This is a genomic window from Pleurocapsa minor HA4230-MV1, from assembly GCA_019359095.1.
GTDB classification, from domain to species: domain Bacteria; phylum Cyanobacteriota; class Cyanobacteriia; order Cyanobacteriales; family Xenococcaceae; genus Waterburya; species Waterburya minor.
The window spans coordinates 255,641-272,344 of the sequence record JAHHHZ010000036.1; the positions used below are offsets into that span (position 1 = coordinate 255,641).

At 40.9% G+C, this 16,704-nt stretch carries 16 protein-coding genes; 14 read left to right on the plus strand and 2 right to left on the minus strand.

All coding sequences use genetic code 11. The features are described 5' to 3' along the window. Positions 1-106 precede the first annotated feature (106 nt). From KME09_25130 to KME09_25195, 14 genes are all read left to right on the plus strand, one after another. Entirely contained in the window at positions 107-1,240 is a 1,134-nt protein-coding gene (locus KME09_25130; protein MBW4537223.1) for a photosystem II q(b) protein, read from the plus strand. An 85-nt stretch (positions 1,241-1,325) separates the two neighbouring features. Beyond that, entirely contained in the window at positions 1,326-2,741 is a 1,416-nt protein-coding gene (psbC, locus tag KME09_25135; GenBank protein MBW4537224.1) for a photosystem II reaction center protein CP43, read from the plus strand. A gap of 394 nt (positions 2,742-3,135) precedes the next feature. Beyond that, complete coding sequence (psbD, locus tag KME09_25140; protein MBW4537225.1) at positions 3,136-4,194, plus strand: photosystem II D2 protein (photosystem q(a) protein); 1,059 nt, start codon at positions 3,136-3,138, stop codon at positions 4,192-4,194. Between the two features lie 331 nt (positions 4,195-4,525). Next, positions 4,526-4,666, plus strand: a complete 141-nt coding sequence (locus tag KME09_25145) for a hypothetical protein (GenBank protein ID MBW4537226.1) — start codon at positions 4,526-4,528, stop codon at positions 4,664-4,666. 178 nt (positions 4,667-4,844) lie between these two features. Next, positions 4,845-6,398, plus strand: coding sequence for a photosystem II chlorophyll-binding protein CP47 (psbB, locus tag KME09_25150; protein ID MBW4537227.1), 1,554 nt, complete (start codon positions 4,845-4,847; stop codon positions 6,396-6,398). 155 nt (positions 6,399-6,553) lie between these two features. After that, positions 6,554-6,778 carry a photosystem II reaction center protein PsbH gene (gene psbH / locus KME09_25155; GenBank protein ID MBW4537228.1) on the plus strand — a complete coding sequence of 75 codons (225 nt, stop codon included), beginning with the start codon at positions 6,554-6,556 and terminating at the stop codon, positions 6,776-6,778. Positions 6,779-6,799: 21 nt separating this feature from the next. Beyond that, entirely contained in the window at positions 6,800-6,940 is a 141-nt protein-coding gene (locus tag KME09_25160) for a hypothetical protein (GenBank protein ID MBW4537229.1), read from the plus strand. A gap of 65 nt (positions 6,941-7,005) precedes the next feature. Beyond that, positions 7,006-7,482 carry an allophycocyanin gene (locus KME09_25165; GenBank protein ID MBW4537230.1) on the plus strand — a complete coding sequence of 159 codons (477 nt, stop codon included), beginning with the start codon at positions 7,006-7,008 and terminating at the stop codon, positions 7,480-7,482. A 100-nt stretch (positions 7,483-7,582) separates the two neighbouring features. Next, on the plus strand, positions 7,583-8,068 hold the full coding sequence (locus tag KME09_25170; GenBank protein ID MBW4537231.1) for an allophycocyanin subunit beta: 486 nt from the start codon (positions 7,583-7,585) through the stop codon (positions 8,066-8,068). Between the two features lie 358 nt (positions 8,069-8,426). After that, positions 8,427-8,903, plus strand: coding sequence for an allophycocyanin (locus tag KME09_25175; GenBank protein MBW4537232.1), 477 nt, complete (start codon positions 8,427-8,429; stop codon positions 8,901-8,903). A gap of 255 nt (positions 8,904-9,158) precedes the next feature. Continuing rightward, entirely contained in the window at positions 9,159-11,471 is a 2,313-nt protein-coding gene (locus KME09_25180) for a phycobilisome rod-core linker polypeptide (protein MBW4537233.1), read from the plus strand. 57 nt (positions 11,472-11,528) lie between these two features. Continuing rightward, complete coding sequence (locus KME09_25185; protein MBW4537234.1) at positions 11,529-12,050, plus strand: allophycocyanin; 522 nt, start codon at positions 11,529-11,531, stop codon at positions 12,048-12,050. Between the two features lie 134 nt (positions 12,051-12,184). Then, positions 12,185-12,358, plus strand: a complete 174-nt coding sequence (pqqA, locus tag KME09_25190; GenBank protein MBW4537235.1) for a pyrroloquinoline quinone precursor peptide PqqA — start codon at positions 12,185-12,187, stop codon at positions 12,356-12,358. Then, on the plus strand, positions 12,355-13,608 hold the full coding sequence (locus tag KME09_25195; GenBank protein ID MBW4537236.1) for a PQQ-dependent sugar dehydrogenase: 1,254 nt from the start codon (positions 12,355-12,357) through the stop codon (positions 13,606-13,608). The genes pqqA and KME09_25195 overlap by 4 nt, the downstream gene beginning before the upstream one ends. A gap of 76 nt (positions 13,609-13,684) precedes the next feature. On the opposite strand, the gene KME09_25200 is transcribed toward KME09_25195, so the two are convergent. Next, the gene (locus tag KME09_25200) at positions 13,685-14,053 is read right to left on the minus strand and encodes a response regulator (GenBank protein ID MBW4537237.1); all 369 of its coding nucleotides are present in this window, start codon (positions 14,051-14,053) and stop codon (positions 13,685-13,687) included. Between the two features lie 119 nt (positions 14,054-14,172). Beyond that, complete coding sequence (locus KME09_25205; GenBank protein ID MBW4537238.1) at positions 14,173-16,026, minus strand: response regulator; 1,854 nt, start codon at positions 16,024-16,026, stop codon at positions 14,173-14,175. Positions 16,027-16,704: the final 678 nt, after the last annotated feature.

The following is a 16,704-nucleotide window of genomic DNA, read 5'->3' on the forward strand; positions in this document are numbered from 1 at the left end:
GGTAATAGTTTTTATGTGTTATTTGCTACTTGGTACTTGCTACTTGGTACTTATTAGTCACTGCTAACTAGTCACTGTTCACTGTTTTATAAGGAGCTATCAGTAGATGATACAGCGAGATCGCATACTTAACTCTTCAGCGGAATTAGATTCTCATCTCAAAACTACTCTCAAAAAGATAGACAACATCAGCTTATGGGAAAGGTTTTGTCGCTGGATTACAAGTACCAATAACCGTATCTATATTGGCTGGTTTGGAGTGTTAATGATTCCGACAATGCTAACTGCCAGTATTGTTTTTATCATAGCGATCGTCGCTGCACCACCTGTGAATTTAGATCCTTTGGGTTCACCTATTTCTGGTTCATTATTAGATGGGAATAATCCGATCACAGCAGCAGTTGTGCCAACCTCAGCAGCTATTGGATTGCATTTTTATCCGATTTGGGAGGCTGCTTCCATTGATGAGTGGCTCTATAACGGTGGCCCTTATCAATTAATTATTCTGCATTTTATTATTGGCATTATTGCCTATCAAGATCGAGAGTGGGAATTAAGCTACCGCTTAGGAATGCGTCCCTGGATTTCTCTGGCTTTTACCGCTCCTGTCGCTGCTGCTGTATCGGTATTGATTATCTATCCTCTGGGACAAGGAGGATTTTCCGAAGGGATGCCGTTAGGAATTTCAGGTACTTTTTACTTCATGTTTCGATTCCAAGCCGATCACAATATTTTAATGAATCCGTTTCATCAGTTGGGGGTAATTGGAGTCTTAGGTGGAGCATTACTTTGTGCCGTGCATGGTTCAATTGTCACTTCTACCTTAATTCGCAATACAACTGAACAGGAATCGATTAATGCAGGCTATAAGCTTGGTCAGAGAAAACCAACCTATAACTTTGGTAAAGCTCAAAATTATCAGCGCAGTATTTGGGGATTGAGTTTTCCTAGTTCGCGATCGCTCCACTTTTTCTTAGCTGCCTTTCCCGTAGCAGGTATTTGGTCAGCAGCGATCGGGATTGACATTGCTGCTTTTGACTTTGAAGGATTTAATTTTCAACAGCCGACGATTGTTCATCAAGGCAAAATTATTCCCACCTGGATGGATGTTGTTCTCGATGCCAATTTGGGTTTGTCAGAAACCACCAAAAAATCAACCAGTTTACCGATTTTTCCCGACTGGCAAATCAATTCAGAACAAGAAGCCACTAGTTTTCCTAGCGATATAAGGTCGGAGTAAGTGGGAAAAGTAATGAGTAATGAGTAATGGGTAGCAATCAACAATCAACAATCAATAAATAACAATCAAGCATTAACAAAAGAATATGGAAACACCTTTTACTGATTTAACTGTAAATATTACTGCCACGGCTGGAGATGATATAAATCCAGTACGAGAAGGAAGAGATCAAGCTTCCACAGGATACGCTTGGTGGGCAGGTAATGCTCGTTTTATTAACCTTTCGGGGAAATTTCTAGGAGCGCACGTTGCCCACGCTGGGTTAATTGCCTTTTGGGCAGGGGCAATGCTGCTTTATGAAGTTGCGCACTATGACCCCGATCTGCCGATGTTTAGACAAGGCTGCCTGTTGATGCCTCACATTGCTACTCTGGGTTTTGGAGTTGGTGCTGGGGGAGAAGTTATCAGTCTGTTTCCCTTTATGGCGATCGCCGTTTTGCATTTGATTGGCTCGGCGGTTTTGGGTATTGGCGGACTATATCATTCTCTGCGTGGCCCAAGTAAACTGGCTGGCTTTTTTGATTTCGATTGGTCAGATAAGGATAAAATCTCCTCGATTCTGGGCTACCATTTGATTGCTTTAGGGGTAGCTGCTCTACTTCTCGTCTGTAAAGCGATGTTTTGGGGCGGTATTTATGACACTTGGCTACCTGGTGGGGGCGATGTCCGTCTGGTAACGAATCCCACTCTCGATCCAAGAGTGATCTTTGGTTATTTTTTCCGTAGTCCTCTGGGGGGTGATGGTTGGCTGGTCAGTGTTAACAATCTCGAAGATATAGTCGGTGGTCATATTTGGATGGGCTGTATCTTAATTGCTGGCGGTATCTGGCACGTTCTGACTGTTCCGTTTAAATGGACTCATAAAGTTTTTGTTTGGTCGGGTGAAGCCTATCTTTCCCAAAGTTTAGGTAATGTGGCAGGACAGGCATTTATTGCAGCCATGTTTATCTGGTTTAACAATACCGCTTATCCCAGCGAATTCTATGGCCCGACAGTTGCAGAATCTTCTCAAGCCCAGTCCTTCGTCTTTCTCATGCGAGATCAAGATTTAGGAGCAAATATTGCTAACACTCAAGGCCCTACAGGTTTAGGTAAATACTTACAGCGATCGCCTACTGGAGAGATTATCTTTGGTGGTGAAACTATGCGCTTTTGGGATTTTCGTGGCCCCTGGCTCGAACCTTTACGGGGAGACCACGGTTTAGATATTGATAAACTACGCAACGATGTCCAACCCTGGCAAATACGACGGGCAGCAGACTATATGGTGCAAGCACCTATGGGTTCAATTAACTCCGTAGCTGGTTTAGCCACTGAAATCAACGGCTTTAACTTCTTATCACTTCGGACTTGGATGACTGGTTCTCATATTATTCTGGCTTTCTTCTTTCTAGTTGGTCATTGGTGGCACGCAGGTAGGGCGAGGGCGCAAGCTGCTGGCTTTGAAAGAGGCATCGATCGCAAGGATGAGCCTGTTTTATCGATGGGAGATATTGATTAGTGGGTAGTGGGTAGTAGGTAGTAGGTAGTAGGTAATGAGTAATGGGTAGTGGTTAGTAGGTAGTAGGTAATGAGTAATGGGTAATGGGTAATGGGTAATCCTTAATCCCTAGCCCCTTGAAAAGGTAAGTAGGTAGGTTGGGTTAGCGATACAACCACTAAAAGACCTAGAAAGGTCGATATAGAGAGCGTAACCCAACGCATTTAACAATCAACAATCAACAATCAACAATCAACAACAGAATTTTAGGAGCAAGAAAATGCAGAATTTTCAGAGAGTTTTTAATAGTGTACAAATCATGTCCATCGTAACTTTAACTATGGCGATGGCAACCTTAATGTTTATCAGTTTTTTCCTGACAAGTATTCCTAACCAAATATAAATCTAAAATTCAATGACTATTGCAATCGATCTTCCACAATCAAATATCGGCTGGTTTAGGCAAATTGATGACTGGCTGAAACGCGATCGCTTTGTGTTTATTGGCTGGTCAGGGTTATTACTCTTTCCCTGTTCCTATTTAGCGATTGGTGCCTGGTTTACTGGCACTACTTTTGTCAGTGCTTGGTACACCCACGGGTTAGTTAGTTCGTATCTTGAAGGATGCAATGTTTTAACGGCTGCGGTATCTACTCCAGCAGATAGTATGGGTCATTCTCTCTTATTTCTCTGGGGGCCAGAAGCGAATTGGAATTTTACGCGCTGGTGTCAAATTGGCGGTTTATGGACGTTTACAGCCTTTCATGGAGTCTTGGGGTTAATCGGCTTTATGCTGCGACAGATAGAAATTGCCCGTCTGATCTCACTACGACCTTATAATGCGATCGCTTTTTCTGCTCCCATTGCTATTTTTGTTTCTGTCTTTTTAGTCTATCCCTTGGGACAATCTAGCTGGTTTTTTGCTCCTAGCTTAGGGATAGCTGGTATCTTTCGCTTTGTGCTGTTTTTCCAGGGTTTCCATAACTATACTCTTAATCCCTTTCACATGATGGGAGTTGCAGGAGTTTTAGGAGGGGCTTTGCTCTGTGCCATTCATGGGGCAACGGTACAAAACACTTTATTCAAAGATGCCCAAGCTTTTAATACTTTTGGCGCATTTAGTCCCACTCAAGCAGAAGAAACCTATTCAATGGTTACTGCTAACCGCTTTTGGTCACAGATTTTTGGGATTGCTTTCTCTAACAAACGCTGGCTACATTTCTTTATGTTGTTTGTACCTGTAACTGGCTTGTGGATGAGTGCTATAGGCATGATTGGTTTAGCTTTTAACCTGCGAGCCTATGATTTTATCTCTCAAGAGTTACGAGCAGCCGAAGACCCTGGTTTTGAGACTTTCTACACCAAAAATATTTTACTCAATGAAGGTTTGCGAGCTTGGATGGCACCCCAAGATCAGCCCCATGAAAGCTTTCAGTTTCCAGACGAAGTATTACCACGGGGTAATGCGCAGTAACAAGTAACAAGTAACAAGTAACGAGTAACGAGTAATGGGTAATGAGTAATGAGTAATGAGTAATGAGTAACAAGTAACGAGTAACGAGTAATGGGTAATGGGTTCTTGATCAATACATTTAGGGAGATATAAGAGATGGTTTTTAGATATGCAATGATTTTGCCAATTGTCTTACCAATGTTGTTAATGGCTGCTGTAGCTATTTTTTCAGCCATAACAGTTATTACGGATATCGCTTCTAGCGATCGCACACTTTAGATAATTAATCACATTAGTAATTACCTTTTGACTTTTGACTTTTGACTTTTAAAAAGTAATTGGAGGTTCGAGAATGCTGAAAGTTGTTAGATATGCGATCGCTTTTCCCGTAGTTTATGCAATCATAGCTGCGTCTTTCTCAGTCATGGTAATCGTTTTAGACTATTGCTTTCCTGGCTCGTTAGATGGTACGTATCTCAAGCTTTTTTTCTAACATTTTTGGACATTGGTGAATGCGTAATGTTTTGCTTTTCTACCTGTGAATAACAGTTATTAAAAAGCTAAAAGCTAAGAGCTAACGGCTAATAGCTACGAACAGTAACATTTTGTACGTCATTACTTAAATAAGCAACGTCAATTTTTGTTTTGTATTTAATATAAGGAGATCACCAATGGGTTTACCTTGGTATCGCGTCCATACGGTGGTGTTAAACGACCCAGGGCGATTAATATCCGTTCATTTAATGCACAATGCTCTTTGTGCTGGCTTTGCTGGTTCAATGCTGTTGTTTGAACTGGCTTTATATGACCCTAGTGACCCCGTACTTAACCCGATGTGGCGACAAGGTTGTTTCTTAATGCCGTTTGTGGCGCGATTAGGAGTAACCAATTCTTGGCAGGGTTGGAGTATCACGGGGGAAAGCTTTAGTGATCCTGGGTTTTGGACTTTTGAAACTGTAGCGATCGCTCATATTATTTTTTCGGGACTACAGTTTTTAGCTGCTTGTTGGCATTGGGTTAACTGGGATTTAGTTACTTTCTTTGATGAAGAAACTGGCGAATCAACCTTAGATTTACCCAGAATATTTGGCATTCATCTTTTATTAGCGGGTTTACTTTGCTTTGGTTTTGGTGCTTTTCATCTAACTGGTATTTTTGGGCCAGGAATGTGGGTATCAGACCCCTATGGACTAACGGGACATATGCAGGGAGTTGCGCCTGTTTGGGACGCATCGGGATTTGACCCCTATAATCCTGGTGGGGTAGTTGCCCATCATATTGCAGCAGGCATTGTGGGCATTATTGGCGGACTATTTCACATTGTGGTGCGTCCTTCCGAAGAACTGTATAAGTTATTGAGGATGGGTAATATCGAAGGTGCATTAGCTAGCGGTCTGGCAGTCTTCTTTTTTGCTGGTTTTGTCGCTAGTGCTTCGATGTGGTACGGTACAGCAACCACTCCCGTCGAACTCTGGGGGCCAACTCGTTTTCAGTGGGATAAAGGCTACTATCAACAGGAAATAGAACATCGAGTCGAAAATAATCTAGCTGCGGGGGATAGTCTATCGCAAGCTTGGTCAAAAATTCCTGAAAAGTTACTGTTTTACGATTACATTGGCAATAATCCTGCTAAGGGTGGTCTATTCCGCTATGGTCGGATGGTTGATGGGGATGGTTTACCTCTAGCTTGGCTGGGTCATCCAGTTTTTCAAGATGGTGAGGGAAGAGAGTTAACTGTCCGACGCATGAATAGCTTCTTTGAAACTTTCCCAACGGTTTTAACCGATCGAGATAACATCGTTCGTGCTGATATTCCTTTCCGTCGAACTGAAGCGGAAAATAGCTTTGAGCAAACAGGAGTCACAGTTAGTTTCTACGGCGGACTATTAAATGGTCAAACCTTTAACAACCCTGTCGAAGTCAAGAAATATGCTCGCCAAGCAGTCTTGGGAGAAGCTTTTGAATTCGATACCGAAACCTATGATTCCGATGGCGTATTCCGTACCAGTAATCGCGGTTTCTTTGCCTATTTCCACGCCTGTTTTGCTTTACTTTGGTTTTTTGGTCATATTTGGCACGGCACTCGCGCCATATTCAGCGATGTCTTTTCGGGTATCAATATCGAACTAGAAGAACAAGTCGAGTTTGGCGTTTGGACAAAAGTTGGCGATGTTACCAGTCGGAAGCAGCCAGAACTTGTACCGCTACCAGGAAGTAATGAGTAGTGGGTAATGGGTAATGGGTAATGGGTAATAGGTAATGGGTATTGATTTTCTGCCTATTTCTAACTAGAAACTTAACTTATGCCGAAGTCTACTAACCACTAACTACTAACAGCCATAACAGATCAACCTAGGTCAAATAATTGGAATGACTAAAAATGACACAATCCAAATTTGCCTCGAAAAAAACTGCCCCCCTACAGTATTTCTTTAAACCAATTAACTCCGAAGCAGGAAAAGTTACTCGTGGTTGGGGGACAACACCACTGATGGCAGGAATCATCTTGTTGTTTGTTTTATTTCTGCTGATCATTGTCCAGATTGTTAATTCTTCGATTCTACTGGAGGGGATGAACGTAGATTGGACGAGTTTGAAGTACTAACCATTAACCATTAACAAAACTATGCCACCAATATTTTTTGCCTATGGTGAAGGACAATTTGCCACTACTGCTACAGGAATCGCCTCTGGATTGCTAATGCTAGCCATACTTCTGATCCTTTTAGGAGTTTATGCCAGTCAAACCTATCCAAGCGATCCGTAGGGTACGCGCAGCGTAATCGCCAATAAATAAATTAGCCAATAAATTACATTTACAGGAGAAGAATCATGAGTATGATTGCTGAATTAATTCTAAATGCCGATAGTGAAGCTCGTTATCTTGGCCCCAAAGAAATTCATATTTTCCAAGATTTTCTGAAAACTGGGGAACAACGGCTAAAAATCGCCAATTTCTTGGCTGCAAATGAACAAAAGATTGTTCGCAATGGCACTAATAAATTTTGGGAACGTTGTCCTGTCACTCCTAGTAATAGTGGTGTCGAAAGGAAGACTAATTCCTGTATGCGAGATCAAGGGTGGTACGTTCGCCTCATTGCCTATTCTGTCTTGGCAGGTAGCGAAAAACCCCTCGAAGAAATTGGCACGATTGGTATTAAAGAAATGTACAACTCTCTAGAAATACCAATTCGTAATATTGCTGAGTGTATGCAATGCCTCAAGGAAGAAACTGTAGCAATGATGGATGAAGAAGATGCTATGGAAGTCGCACCTTATTTTGACTTCATTATTCAATCGCTTTCATAAAGGAGCTTCGCTCCCAGCTATAAGCTCTAAGCCATAAGCTATAAGCTTCTTAAATTACCAAGAATTTAGCTCATACATAAAACAATCAGGAGATAAAATCATGCAAGACCTTATTACTTCTACAATCAATACTTTTGATGTTCGCGCTCAATATCCAGATAGTGATGCGATGAATCGATTAGAAAACTATTTTAAAAGTGGCGATTTACGTGCCAAAGCCTCTCTGGCTATTAGTGCTAATGCTAAATCGATCATTACGAAAGCGGTAGCTAAGTCGTTGATGTATACCGATATTACTGCTCCTGGAGGCAATATGTATACTTGCCGTCGTTATGCAGCCTGTATTCGGGACTTGGAATACTATCTTCGTTATGCTACCTATGCGATGCTAGCTGGTGATCCTTCGATTCTCGATGAACGCATCCTCAATGGTTTACGAGAAACTTATAACTCTCTGGGAGTTCCCATTGGCGGTACAGTGCGCTCAATTCAAGCAATGAAAGAAGTTACTGCGGATTTGGTAGGTACGGAAGCTGGTAAAGAAATGGGTGTCTATTTTGACTATATTTGTTCTGGCTTAAGTTGAACGTCTGCAATACTTTTTGGATCAGTAAGGTGGGGTGTGCCTCGCCCTACTACTCCCTACTTACAACCAACAATTAATACCAATTTTCAATAGTAAGTGGAGAGATAAAATCAAATTGTAGGTTGGGTTGAGGCACGAAACCCAACGATTAAAAGATTTTGTTGGGTTTCACGCTTGGTTCTACCCAACCTACTAGCGCGTCCACTCTAACTTGTTGGGTTGAAATAATTAAAATCGGTAGTGCGAGGCACACCCCACACTACTTAAATGAACCCAATATTTTAGTCTAGACACGCTACTACCAAGTCTCTTATTACTTTTGAGAAATGGTATAACAATCAACAATTAATAGTTAACAATGAGCATTATTACCCGTTCTATTGCTAGTGCGGATCGTGAAGCACGCTATCTGAGTCTGGGAGAGTTAAGAGCGATCGCAGATTTTTATCAAGGTGGACAGGATCGGCTGCGTCTAGCTCAAATTTTAGTCGCTAATGAAGAGGCGATCATAGAAAAAGGTAGTCAGAGATTTTGGTCGCGATATCCTAATACTCCCAGTAATACTGGCAATCCGACTTTTAGAGCTTCTTGTCTACGAGATCAAGGCTGGTATCTGCGTCTAATTACTTATGCGCTCGTCTTGGGTGATACAGAACCAATCGAGAAAATAGGGATTAAAGGTGTAAAAGAGATGTATGAGTCGCTGGAAATTCCCCTGAAAAACTTGGCTGAATGTATGCGTTGTCTCAAAGAAGTAACTACCGAAATGCTCGGTATTCAAGATGCGAATGCGATCGCTCCTTATTTTGATTACGTTATTCAAGGATTTCAGTGAAAATAAAGGGCTTTGCCCTAGCTATTAGCTCTTAGCCGTTAGCTTTTAGCTCGATCAAACATAGTCTTGAACTATGCCTGATCGTAGACACCGTAAAGACAGTGGGGTCTTAAACCCAATCGCGCTTTTAGAAGTTAAACCAAGGCTAAAAGCGCAGCGCTTCGCGCAGATCGTCGTCTTACGACGACTGGGACGCGGTAGCGTCCGCAGCTGACAGCTAAAAGCTTTTTTGATAAATAATATTAGGTAAAACAAATGAATGTTAATACAGGCGGTGGTAGTCCCGTTGTTCATCCTCAAAGATATCAAACCACACCCCTTGCCGTAATTTCTCAGGCAGAGCAACAGGATCGTAATTTAAAAGTAAGTGAACTTAATCGACTCGCTGATTATTTTAATTCTGGTACTAAGTTATTAGAAATTGTTAATAGGATTAGTCAAAACGCCGATGCTATTGTAGCTGCTGGAGGCGATCGCATTTTCTATGGTGGTAATGCGATGGATTATCTGGAAAAGCCTCAACAATTGGTCGATCTACCAGGCTACACTAAACCGATAACTGTTACTCAGGCTGCCGTTGCTAAAGCCAAGGTTACTCAGAACAAAAGTAAAAGCCAAAATTTCCAGAATTTCCCGAATTTGCAGCCTCGTTCGTTAATTAGTGGTCGTACCTTTAACTTTGTCGAACTGTTACTAGAAGCAGTTTACAGGATGCAGGCGACGGGTAGAGAACCATTACCAGGGGGTTTTAAGCCGATTAATATCTCTCGTTATGGTACGAAAAGAATGAAGCGATCGATGCGAGATTTGGGTTGGTTTTTGCGCTACATTACTTATGCGATCGTCGCTGGCAATGAGAGTATTTTAACTGTTAATACCAAGGGGTTACGGGGGGTAATTCCTGAAGATGTGACGGTAGCTACTATTGTTGCTCTCCAAGAGATGTGTTGGAAGTCTTTGACTTATTTTCCTGAAGATCGGGAGGCGAAAGAGATCGTTAGATATTATTTTGATGTCTTAATCAAAGCCTATGAAGTCGAAAAGCCTGCGGTGAGACTGAGAGAAGGAGTATCTAATGACCAGCAAGGCTTACAACTACCCCAAAGTTATTTTTTGGCTGCGGAATCACGACCTAAATTTGCGCTGAAATCTAATACGTCGGTGACAGAAAAACAAGCTGTAATTAAAGCAGCTTACCGACAGATATTTGAATGCGACATCAATCGCACCTATGGCATGGCTTTCAAAGAATTAGAATCTCAGGTTACAGGTGGCAACATTTCGATGAAAGAGTTTATCCGTAGCCTGGGTAAAACTCGTCTCTATCGCCGATTATTCTATGAACCGTACACTATTTCTAGAGTTATCGAACTAGCATTTCCTCACTTTTTAGGTCGAGGTTTGAGTTCAATGGAAGAGTTTCAAGATTACTTTGAAATTATCTCCCGTGGTGGTTTGTCAGCTTTAATTGATGCTTTAATCAACTCGGCTGAATATGCCGATTATTTCGGTGAAGAAACCGTCCCCTATGTAAGAGGTTTAGGTCAAGAAGCTCAGGAATGTCGTAACTGGGGAGCGCAATTAGACCAATTTAAATATAGTGCTGTCGTTCGTAAAATACCTCAATTTGTGACTCTGTTTGGTAACTATCAACAGCCTTTACCAAACCAGCATCCTTACGGTGTTGGCAACGATCCTCTAGAAACTCAGTTTGGGGCAGTTTTTCCCAGCGAAACACGCGATCGCTACGCTCAACCGACACTTTTTGGTAAAGATAATCAGCGTCTATTGATTAACTCTAATTTAAGTAATCAAAATGTAACTAACAGTTTAGTTCCAGAAACAATTTTGAAGCTGAACAATAGTGATCGTGAACATCGACAACGAAATGTTAATCTCTCACATCATTCTGTTACAGCTATCATCAAAGGATCTTATCGACAGGTTTTGGGACGAGAACCTTATTCTGGTCAACATTTAACCGTAGCGGAAACTAAACTTAAAAACGGTGAAATTACAGTCCGCGAATTTGTACGTCAATTAGCTAAATCTACTTGGTTTCGTAGTTTATATTGGGACAAACTTTATATTACAAAAGCGATCGAGTACATTCATCGGCGTTTATTAGGTCGCCCTACTTATGGACGCTTGGAAATGAATCAGTATTACGATCTCTGTTCTAAACAAGGTTTTTATGCTCTAATTGATGAAATTTTAGACAGCGATGAATATCTAGCAACTTTTGGTGAAGATACAGTCCCCTATGAACGCTATCTTACCCCTAAAGGCTGGGCAAAGCGATCGCTCCCAGAACCAATTAATTGGTCACAAGCACAATTATCACGTCAAACTACCGCAGGAGAAGTTGTAGCTCAAAAAATTAGAGAAGATCGAGCGCGACTGACTAAATTGGCTGCCGAAAATAATGGCAGTAGCGTAACCAAAACAACTCCTGTAAAACAAACTATTTTGGCAACAGCTAACGAAGATAGTCAATCTCAGACAGTTACAAACTCTAATTCAATTCCAGTTGAACCCGAACCAGAAAAGCTAAAAGCTGATAGCTAAAAGCTAATAGCTTAAAACTAATAAACAAACAACGTAAAATCGTAACTCTTCGCCAATATGAGTATAGTTAAACAAGTGATTCTTAATGCCGATGAAGAACTTCGCTATCCCAGCCTCAGCGAGATTCATCTCTTACAAAACTTTTGTCATACGGGAGCAAATAGAATTCGGATTGCCAGGATTCTTGCCGACAATGAAACTAGACTGGTGCAACGGGGTTCTCGTAAATTCTGGAAAAAATGCCCAGTTACTCCTAGTAATAGCGGAAATCTGCGCAAGACTAACTCTTGTCAGCGCGATCAAGGCTGGTATATCCGTTTAATTGCCTATTGCGTTTTAGCTGGTAACAATCAGCCATTGGATGATATTGGTATCCTGGGGATGAGAGAAATGTATCAGTCCCTTGGTATTCCTTTAGGTAATTGGGTCGAAGCCTTGCGTTGTTTAAAAGAAGAAGCGATCGCTTTACTTGACGCTCAAGATGCGATCGAGGTTATTCCCTATTTTGACCATCTTATTCAAGCTCTCGCTAATCCTGGGCCTCCCTATCGGATTAATGACGGTTCGGTGGAATATTAATAAGGAATAACTTGAACAACAGGCTTTCTTCCCCCTATTGAAAGTCTTTTCAGCCACTATCGAACATATCAACTTTTCTTGGTGCAAGAGGTGCAAAATGTTAGTTAAAATCAAATTTTAACCAGAAGTTAGCAATGGATGCTCAGAAAAGCGATCGCCTGACATTGCCAAAAATTGACAGCAATTCGCTATCAGCAGATTCAATGCGATCTATCGGCGATCAACCCATCCTAACTTGGGAAGAACCCGATTTTGAAAAGTTCGATCTGTGTATGGAAGTCACCGCCTACGTTTACCATTGGCAATGAGAAAAACAAGAACCAATCGCCTAATTCAAGGGCTAGGAAGCGCGATCGTCCTATTAATTTTTGCCAGTTGTTCTCAGTTACAAAACTTGCCCAACGCCTCCACTAATGCCGAAAATACAAGTTCCCCAGTAGCTACAAATACACCATCGAACGCCCCCGTTGTTCCTACTGGCGATGTTGCTGCTGCTAGCAGCTTCTCAAAAACAACTTTAGTAGAAGGCTTAGAACACCCTTGGAGCATTGCTTGGCTAACCGATGGCGCAATGTTGATTACCGAACGACCAGGGCGACTACGCATCGTTCGCAACGGAACCCTCGATCCAACCCCAATTACTGGAGTACCAAAAGTTTTAGCCGTCGGTCAAGGCGGTTTGATGGATGTCTCGTTGCATCCTAACTTTGCCCAAAATCGCTTTATCTATCTCACCTATTCTCATGGAAGCGAAGATGCAAACCGCACGCGCGTCGCACGAGCAAGGTTTGACGGCAAAGCTTTAAACGACCTAAAAGTCATATTTGAGGCTACTCAGCCTAAATCAGGCGACCAGCATTTTGGTTCGCGTATTACTTGGCTACCTGACGGGACAATGTTGATAGCTATTGGTGATGGTGGTAACCCACCCATCTCTCTCAACGACAATTTGATTCGCAAACAAGCACAAAACCTCAATAGTCGTCTCGGTAAGATCGTGCGAATTAATGATGATGGTTCTATCCCCAAAGACAATCCCTTTGCCACAAATGCTAATGCCGATCGAGCGATTTGGAGTTACGGACATCGTAATATTCAAGGACTAGCCTTAGATCCGACTTCCCAGCGAGTATGGGCAACCGAACATGGTTCGCGCGGTGGGGACGAACTCAACCAGCCCCAAGCAGGGAAAAATTACGGTTGGCCTGTCGTTACCTACAGCGAAGAATACACTGGTGGGGAAATCTCCAACGAGCGATCGCGTCCTGGGATGGAAGACCCAAAAGTTGTCTGGACACCAGCAACCGCCCCTTCAGGACTGGCATTTTATACGGGCGATCGCTTTGGACAATGGAAAGGCGATCTCTTCGCAGGTGGACTAATTTCGCAGGATGTTCGCCGTATCGATTTAGACGAATCGGGTAATGTGGTAGGTCAAGATGCGATCGATATCGGTCAGCGTGTGCGCGATGTGCGCCAAGGGCCAGACGGATTGTTGTACGTTCTCACAGACGAACAAAATGGGCAGTTAATTAGTCTCGAACCTACTGGAGGTTAAATTTAATTTTATTTGACTGAAAAAAGTATTAAGTCAAAAGAGTTAATACTCCGCCACTCCAAATACCACAGTACTTCTAACTAAGAACTTGAGCGATGCGATTTGAGAGTTCAAAAGGATCGTAGGGTTTGGTAATTACTCCTGACACTTGTAACCGAGTAAATTGACGTTGTTCGGCTGGATGGGCTTTGGCGGTGAGAAACATGACTGGAATGTCTCTAGTTACGGTATTAGCTTGTAATTCTTTTAAAGTTTCTAAACCATCCATATCTGGCATCATAACATCCAGTAAGATTAGATCGGGTTGTTCGGCGATCGCTTCGACTAATCCCGTTCTGCCTGAATTGGCGGTTACAATTTGCCAATTACCAACAATTTCTAAGCAAAGTTGGGTGGCTTCTCTGATATCGTCATCATCATCGATAATTAAAATTTTTTTAGTCATTCTAAATCTAAAATGTCGTCAAGAAGACTGTATTTCCATTGCCGTTAAATATTCAGCATGACAAGGAGCGACAGTGCGAAATTGAATATATTCACCATCATGATCTTTAACTAAGGCATTTATGCCACCAAGCTGGTGAGTAATTGACCACGATTGAGGTGATTAAATATTTTAGGAACTAATTGTGAGGAAGTTTGGGTTTTACTAATACAATCATTACCACCTGCTCTTAAAATTTCCTGAACAGTACTAAGGTCGTTGTGAATTGTCAAAAACAAAATTGGTAACTCTCGCCAACGACAGTCATTTCGCAGTAGTTGACATAGCTCAATCCCATTCAAGTAAGGCATTGCCACATCTAAGATGAGTAGATCTGGCTTCAATTTAGGGATTATCTGCCACAGATCTAGGGAATTGTCTAAGACAGTTAAGTCGATCTTGAGGGGGTTTAATAAATTTTTGATCACCGCCAGGATCTGTGGGTCATCATCTACTACTAAAATTTTGGCAACTTTCTGCTGAGATTGTTGTAAAGCTTTAACAATTGATTTGGTGGCTTGGATATCCAAACTAGCTCGCTGGAGCAAGATGTGATGATTGAGACGGGCGATTTTTAGCCGTAAAGAAGTTATGCCTTTAAGCTTTGCTGCCTCTTCTTCACAGTCGGTAAACAGAATTGTTGGTAAAGGTAATCTCTCCTCAAAGATTTGAGCAAATTCATCTATGGTTTTAACCGTAGAGTTAGCCAGAAAAAATTCCCAGATCAGAGCATCGAGATTAGTCATCGCTAAAGCCTTTTTTAGAGATGTCGGCTCTTTTACCAGTTTGAAACTCATGTCGAGCGCAGTCATTTCGGCAACCAGTTGCTGTACTAGTTTGGGATGATTATCTACCGCCAATATTACAGGTCGATTTTGATGTACTGGGTTTAATTGTGGCTCAACATCAGGTTTTAAGGATGTTTTAAAAGCTGCCAATAGCTCTGAAAATTCCCTTGCTCGATCTACCTTTGAGCCGATTTTTAATAATTGTTCCATCTCCAATGCCAGACGAGAACCTTGAGCAAAGCCAAAAACCCCCAATCCTCCTGCTAGCTTATGAGCAGCCCTTTGTGCCTGTTCTAAAAGCTGACTTTCTAAATTACCTGCTAGCCAAGCATGATTAGCTTGTTCGAGAATTGCCAAGCGATCGCTATTTACATGCTCAAACTTTTGCCAGACTGCTGTTAATTCTTGCGTAATTTGTTGACACAATAATTGTTCTGTTTGCTGTTCTATTTTCTCAGAATCAGCTTCTTTATTTAATGGCTTCAGACGATAACCAATACCATAAACAGTTTCGATAAAATCAGCCTTAGCACCTACTTGTTTTAGCTTGCGCCGTAAATCTTTAATATGAGCAGCGATCGCATTTTCGCTTGGAGCTTCTTCTATATCCCATAAACGCTCTAGGATCGTTTCTCTTGTCAAGACGCGATCGTCACTACGTAAAAAAAGCTCTAATAAACGATATTCTTTGGGAGTTAAAGTTAATTTTTTTCGATCATATGTTACTTCATGATTACTAGAATTTAAACTTAGTTTTCTCCATTGTAAAATTTGTGGTGTAAGAGAACTTTTACGCCGTAGTAAAACGCGAATACGAGCTAATAATTCAGTAACTTCAAAAGGTTTAACTACATAATCATCTGCTCCTGCATCTAAGCCAATGACTTTTTTACTATTAGAATTTTGAGCAGTTAATAATAATACAGGAGTTTGATTACCCGCAGAACGCAATCTTTTACATAATTCAATTCCATTTAGTTTGGGTAAAATAATATCGAGCAAAATCAAGTCATAATCATAAGCTTCGATAAACTCCCAAGCTAATTCACCTTCATCAGCATGATCGACAATATAATGGCGATCGCGCAGGATATTTTCTAAAGCTTGAGCAATAATTTGATCATCTTCAACTAATAAAATTTTCATTTATCTACAAATTTAAATTTTTTTGTCAGGATCTAGTTTTTATAATAAATTCACTAACAATTATCTAATTTTATTTATTATTCTTAATTAAGATTACTTTTATTTCTACCTAAATATTTTTAGATTTTTTAAGCATTTTACAAATATTTACTATTTAAAGATATTTACCTACTATTTTAGTTGATTGTTCATTTTATTTTTTCTATAAAGAGCATATACACATATCAATAGTATTAATAATCATTAATCAGGATCGATAAAGTAAGCTAGTTAGTATTTTTTCAATTGAATTATAAAGTTTTGTAAAAACAATAGGCTTATTTTATAATTTTTTATTTTCTGTTGCTATAAGTTTAAGTAGAGTAATTTGTATATTGCTACCAACAATATTTTGTAGTATTTGGTATATTTCCCAAATCATAAACATTAAGTAATCAAACAAGTAATCAAACGAGCTTTGTTTGGTTAATGCCAAAATTATTAAAATCGACTTATTGCCTCTGGCCTCGGAAACCGCAGCAATAATCGATATTTACCCTTTTAGTAAGGAGTTATCGTTATGAGATTCCACAACGCAGATTTAGTACGTTCTAGTCGAATTAATTCAGTTTTAGCCAGAAATAAGCTGAAGAAAAAGCGTAATTACGGCTCTGCCTCCCTACAACGCAAACGGTTTCA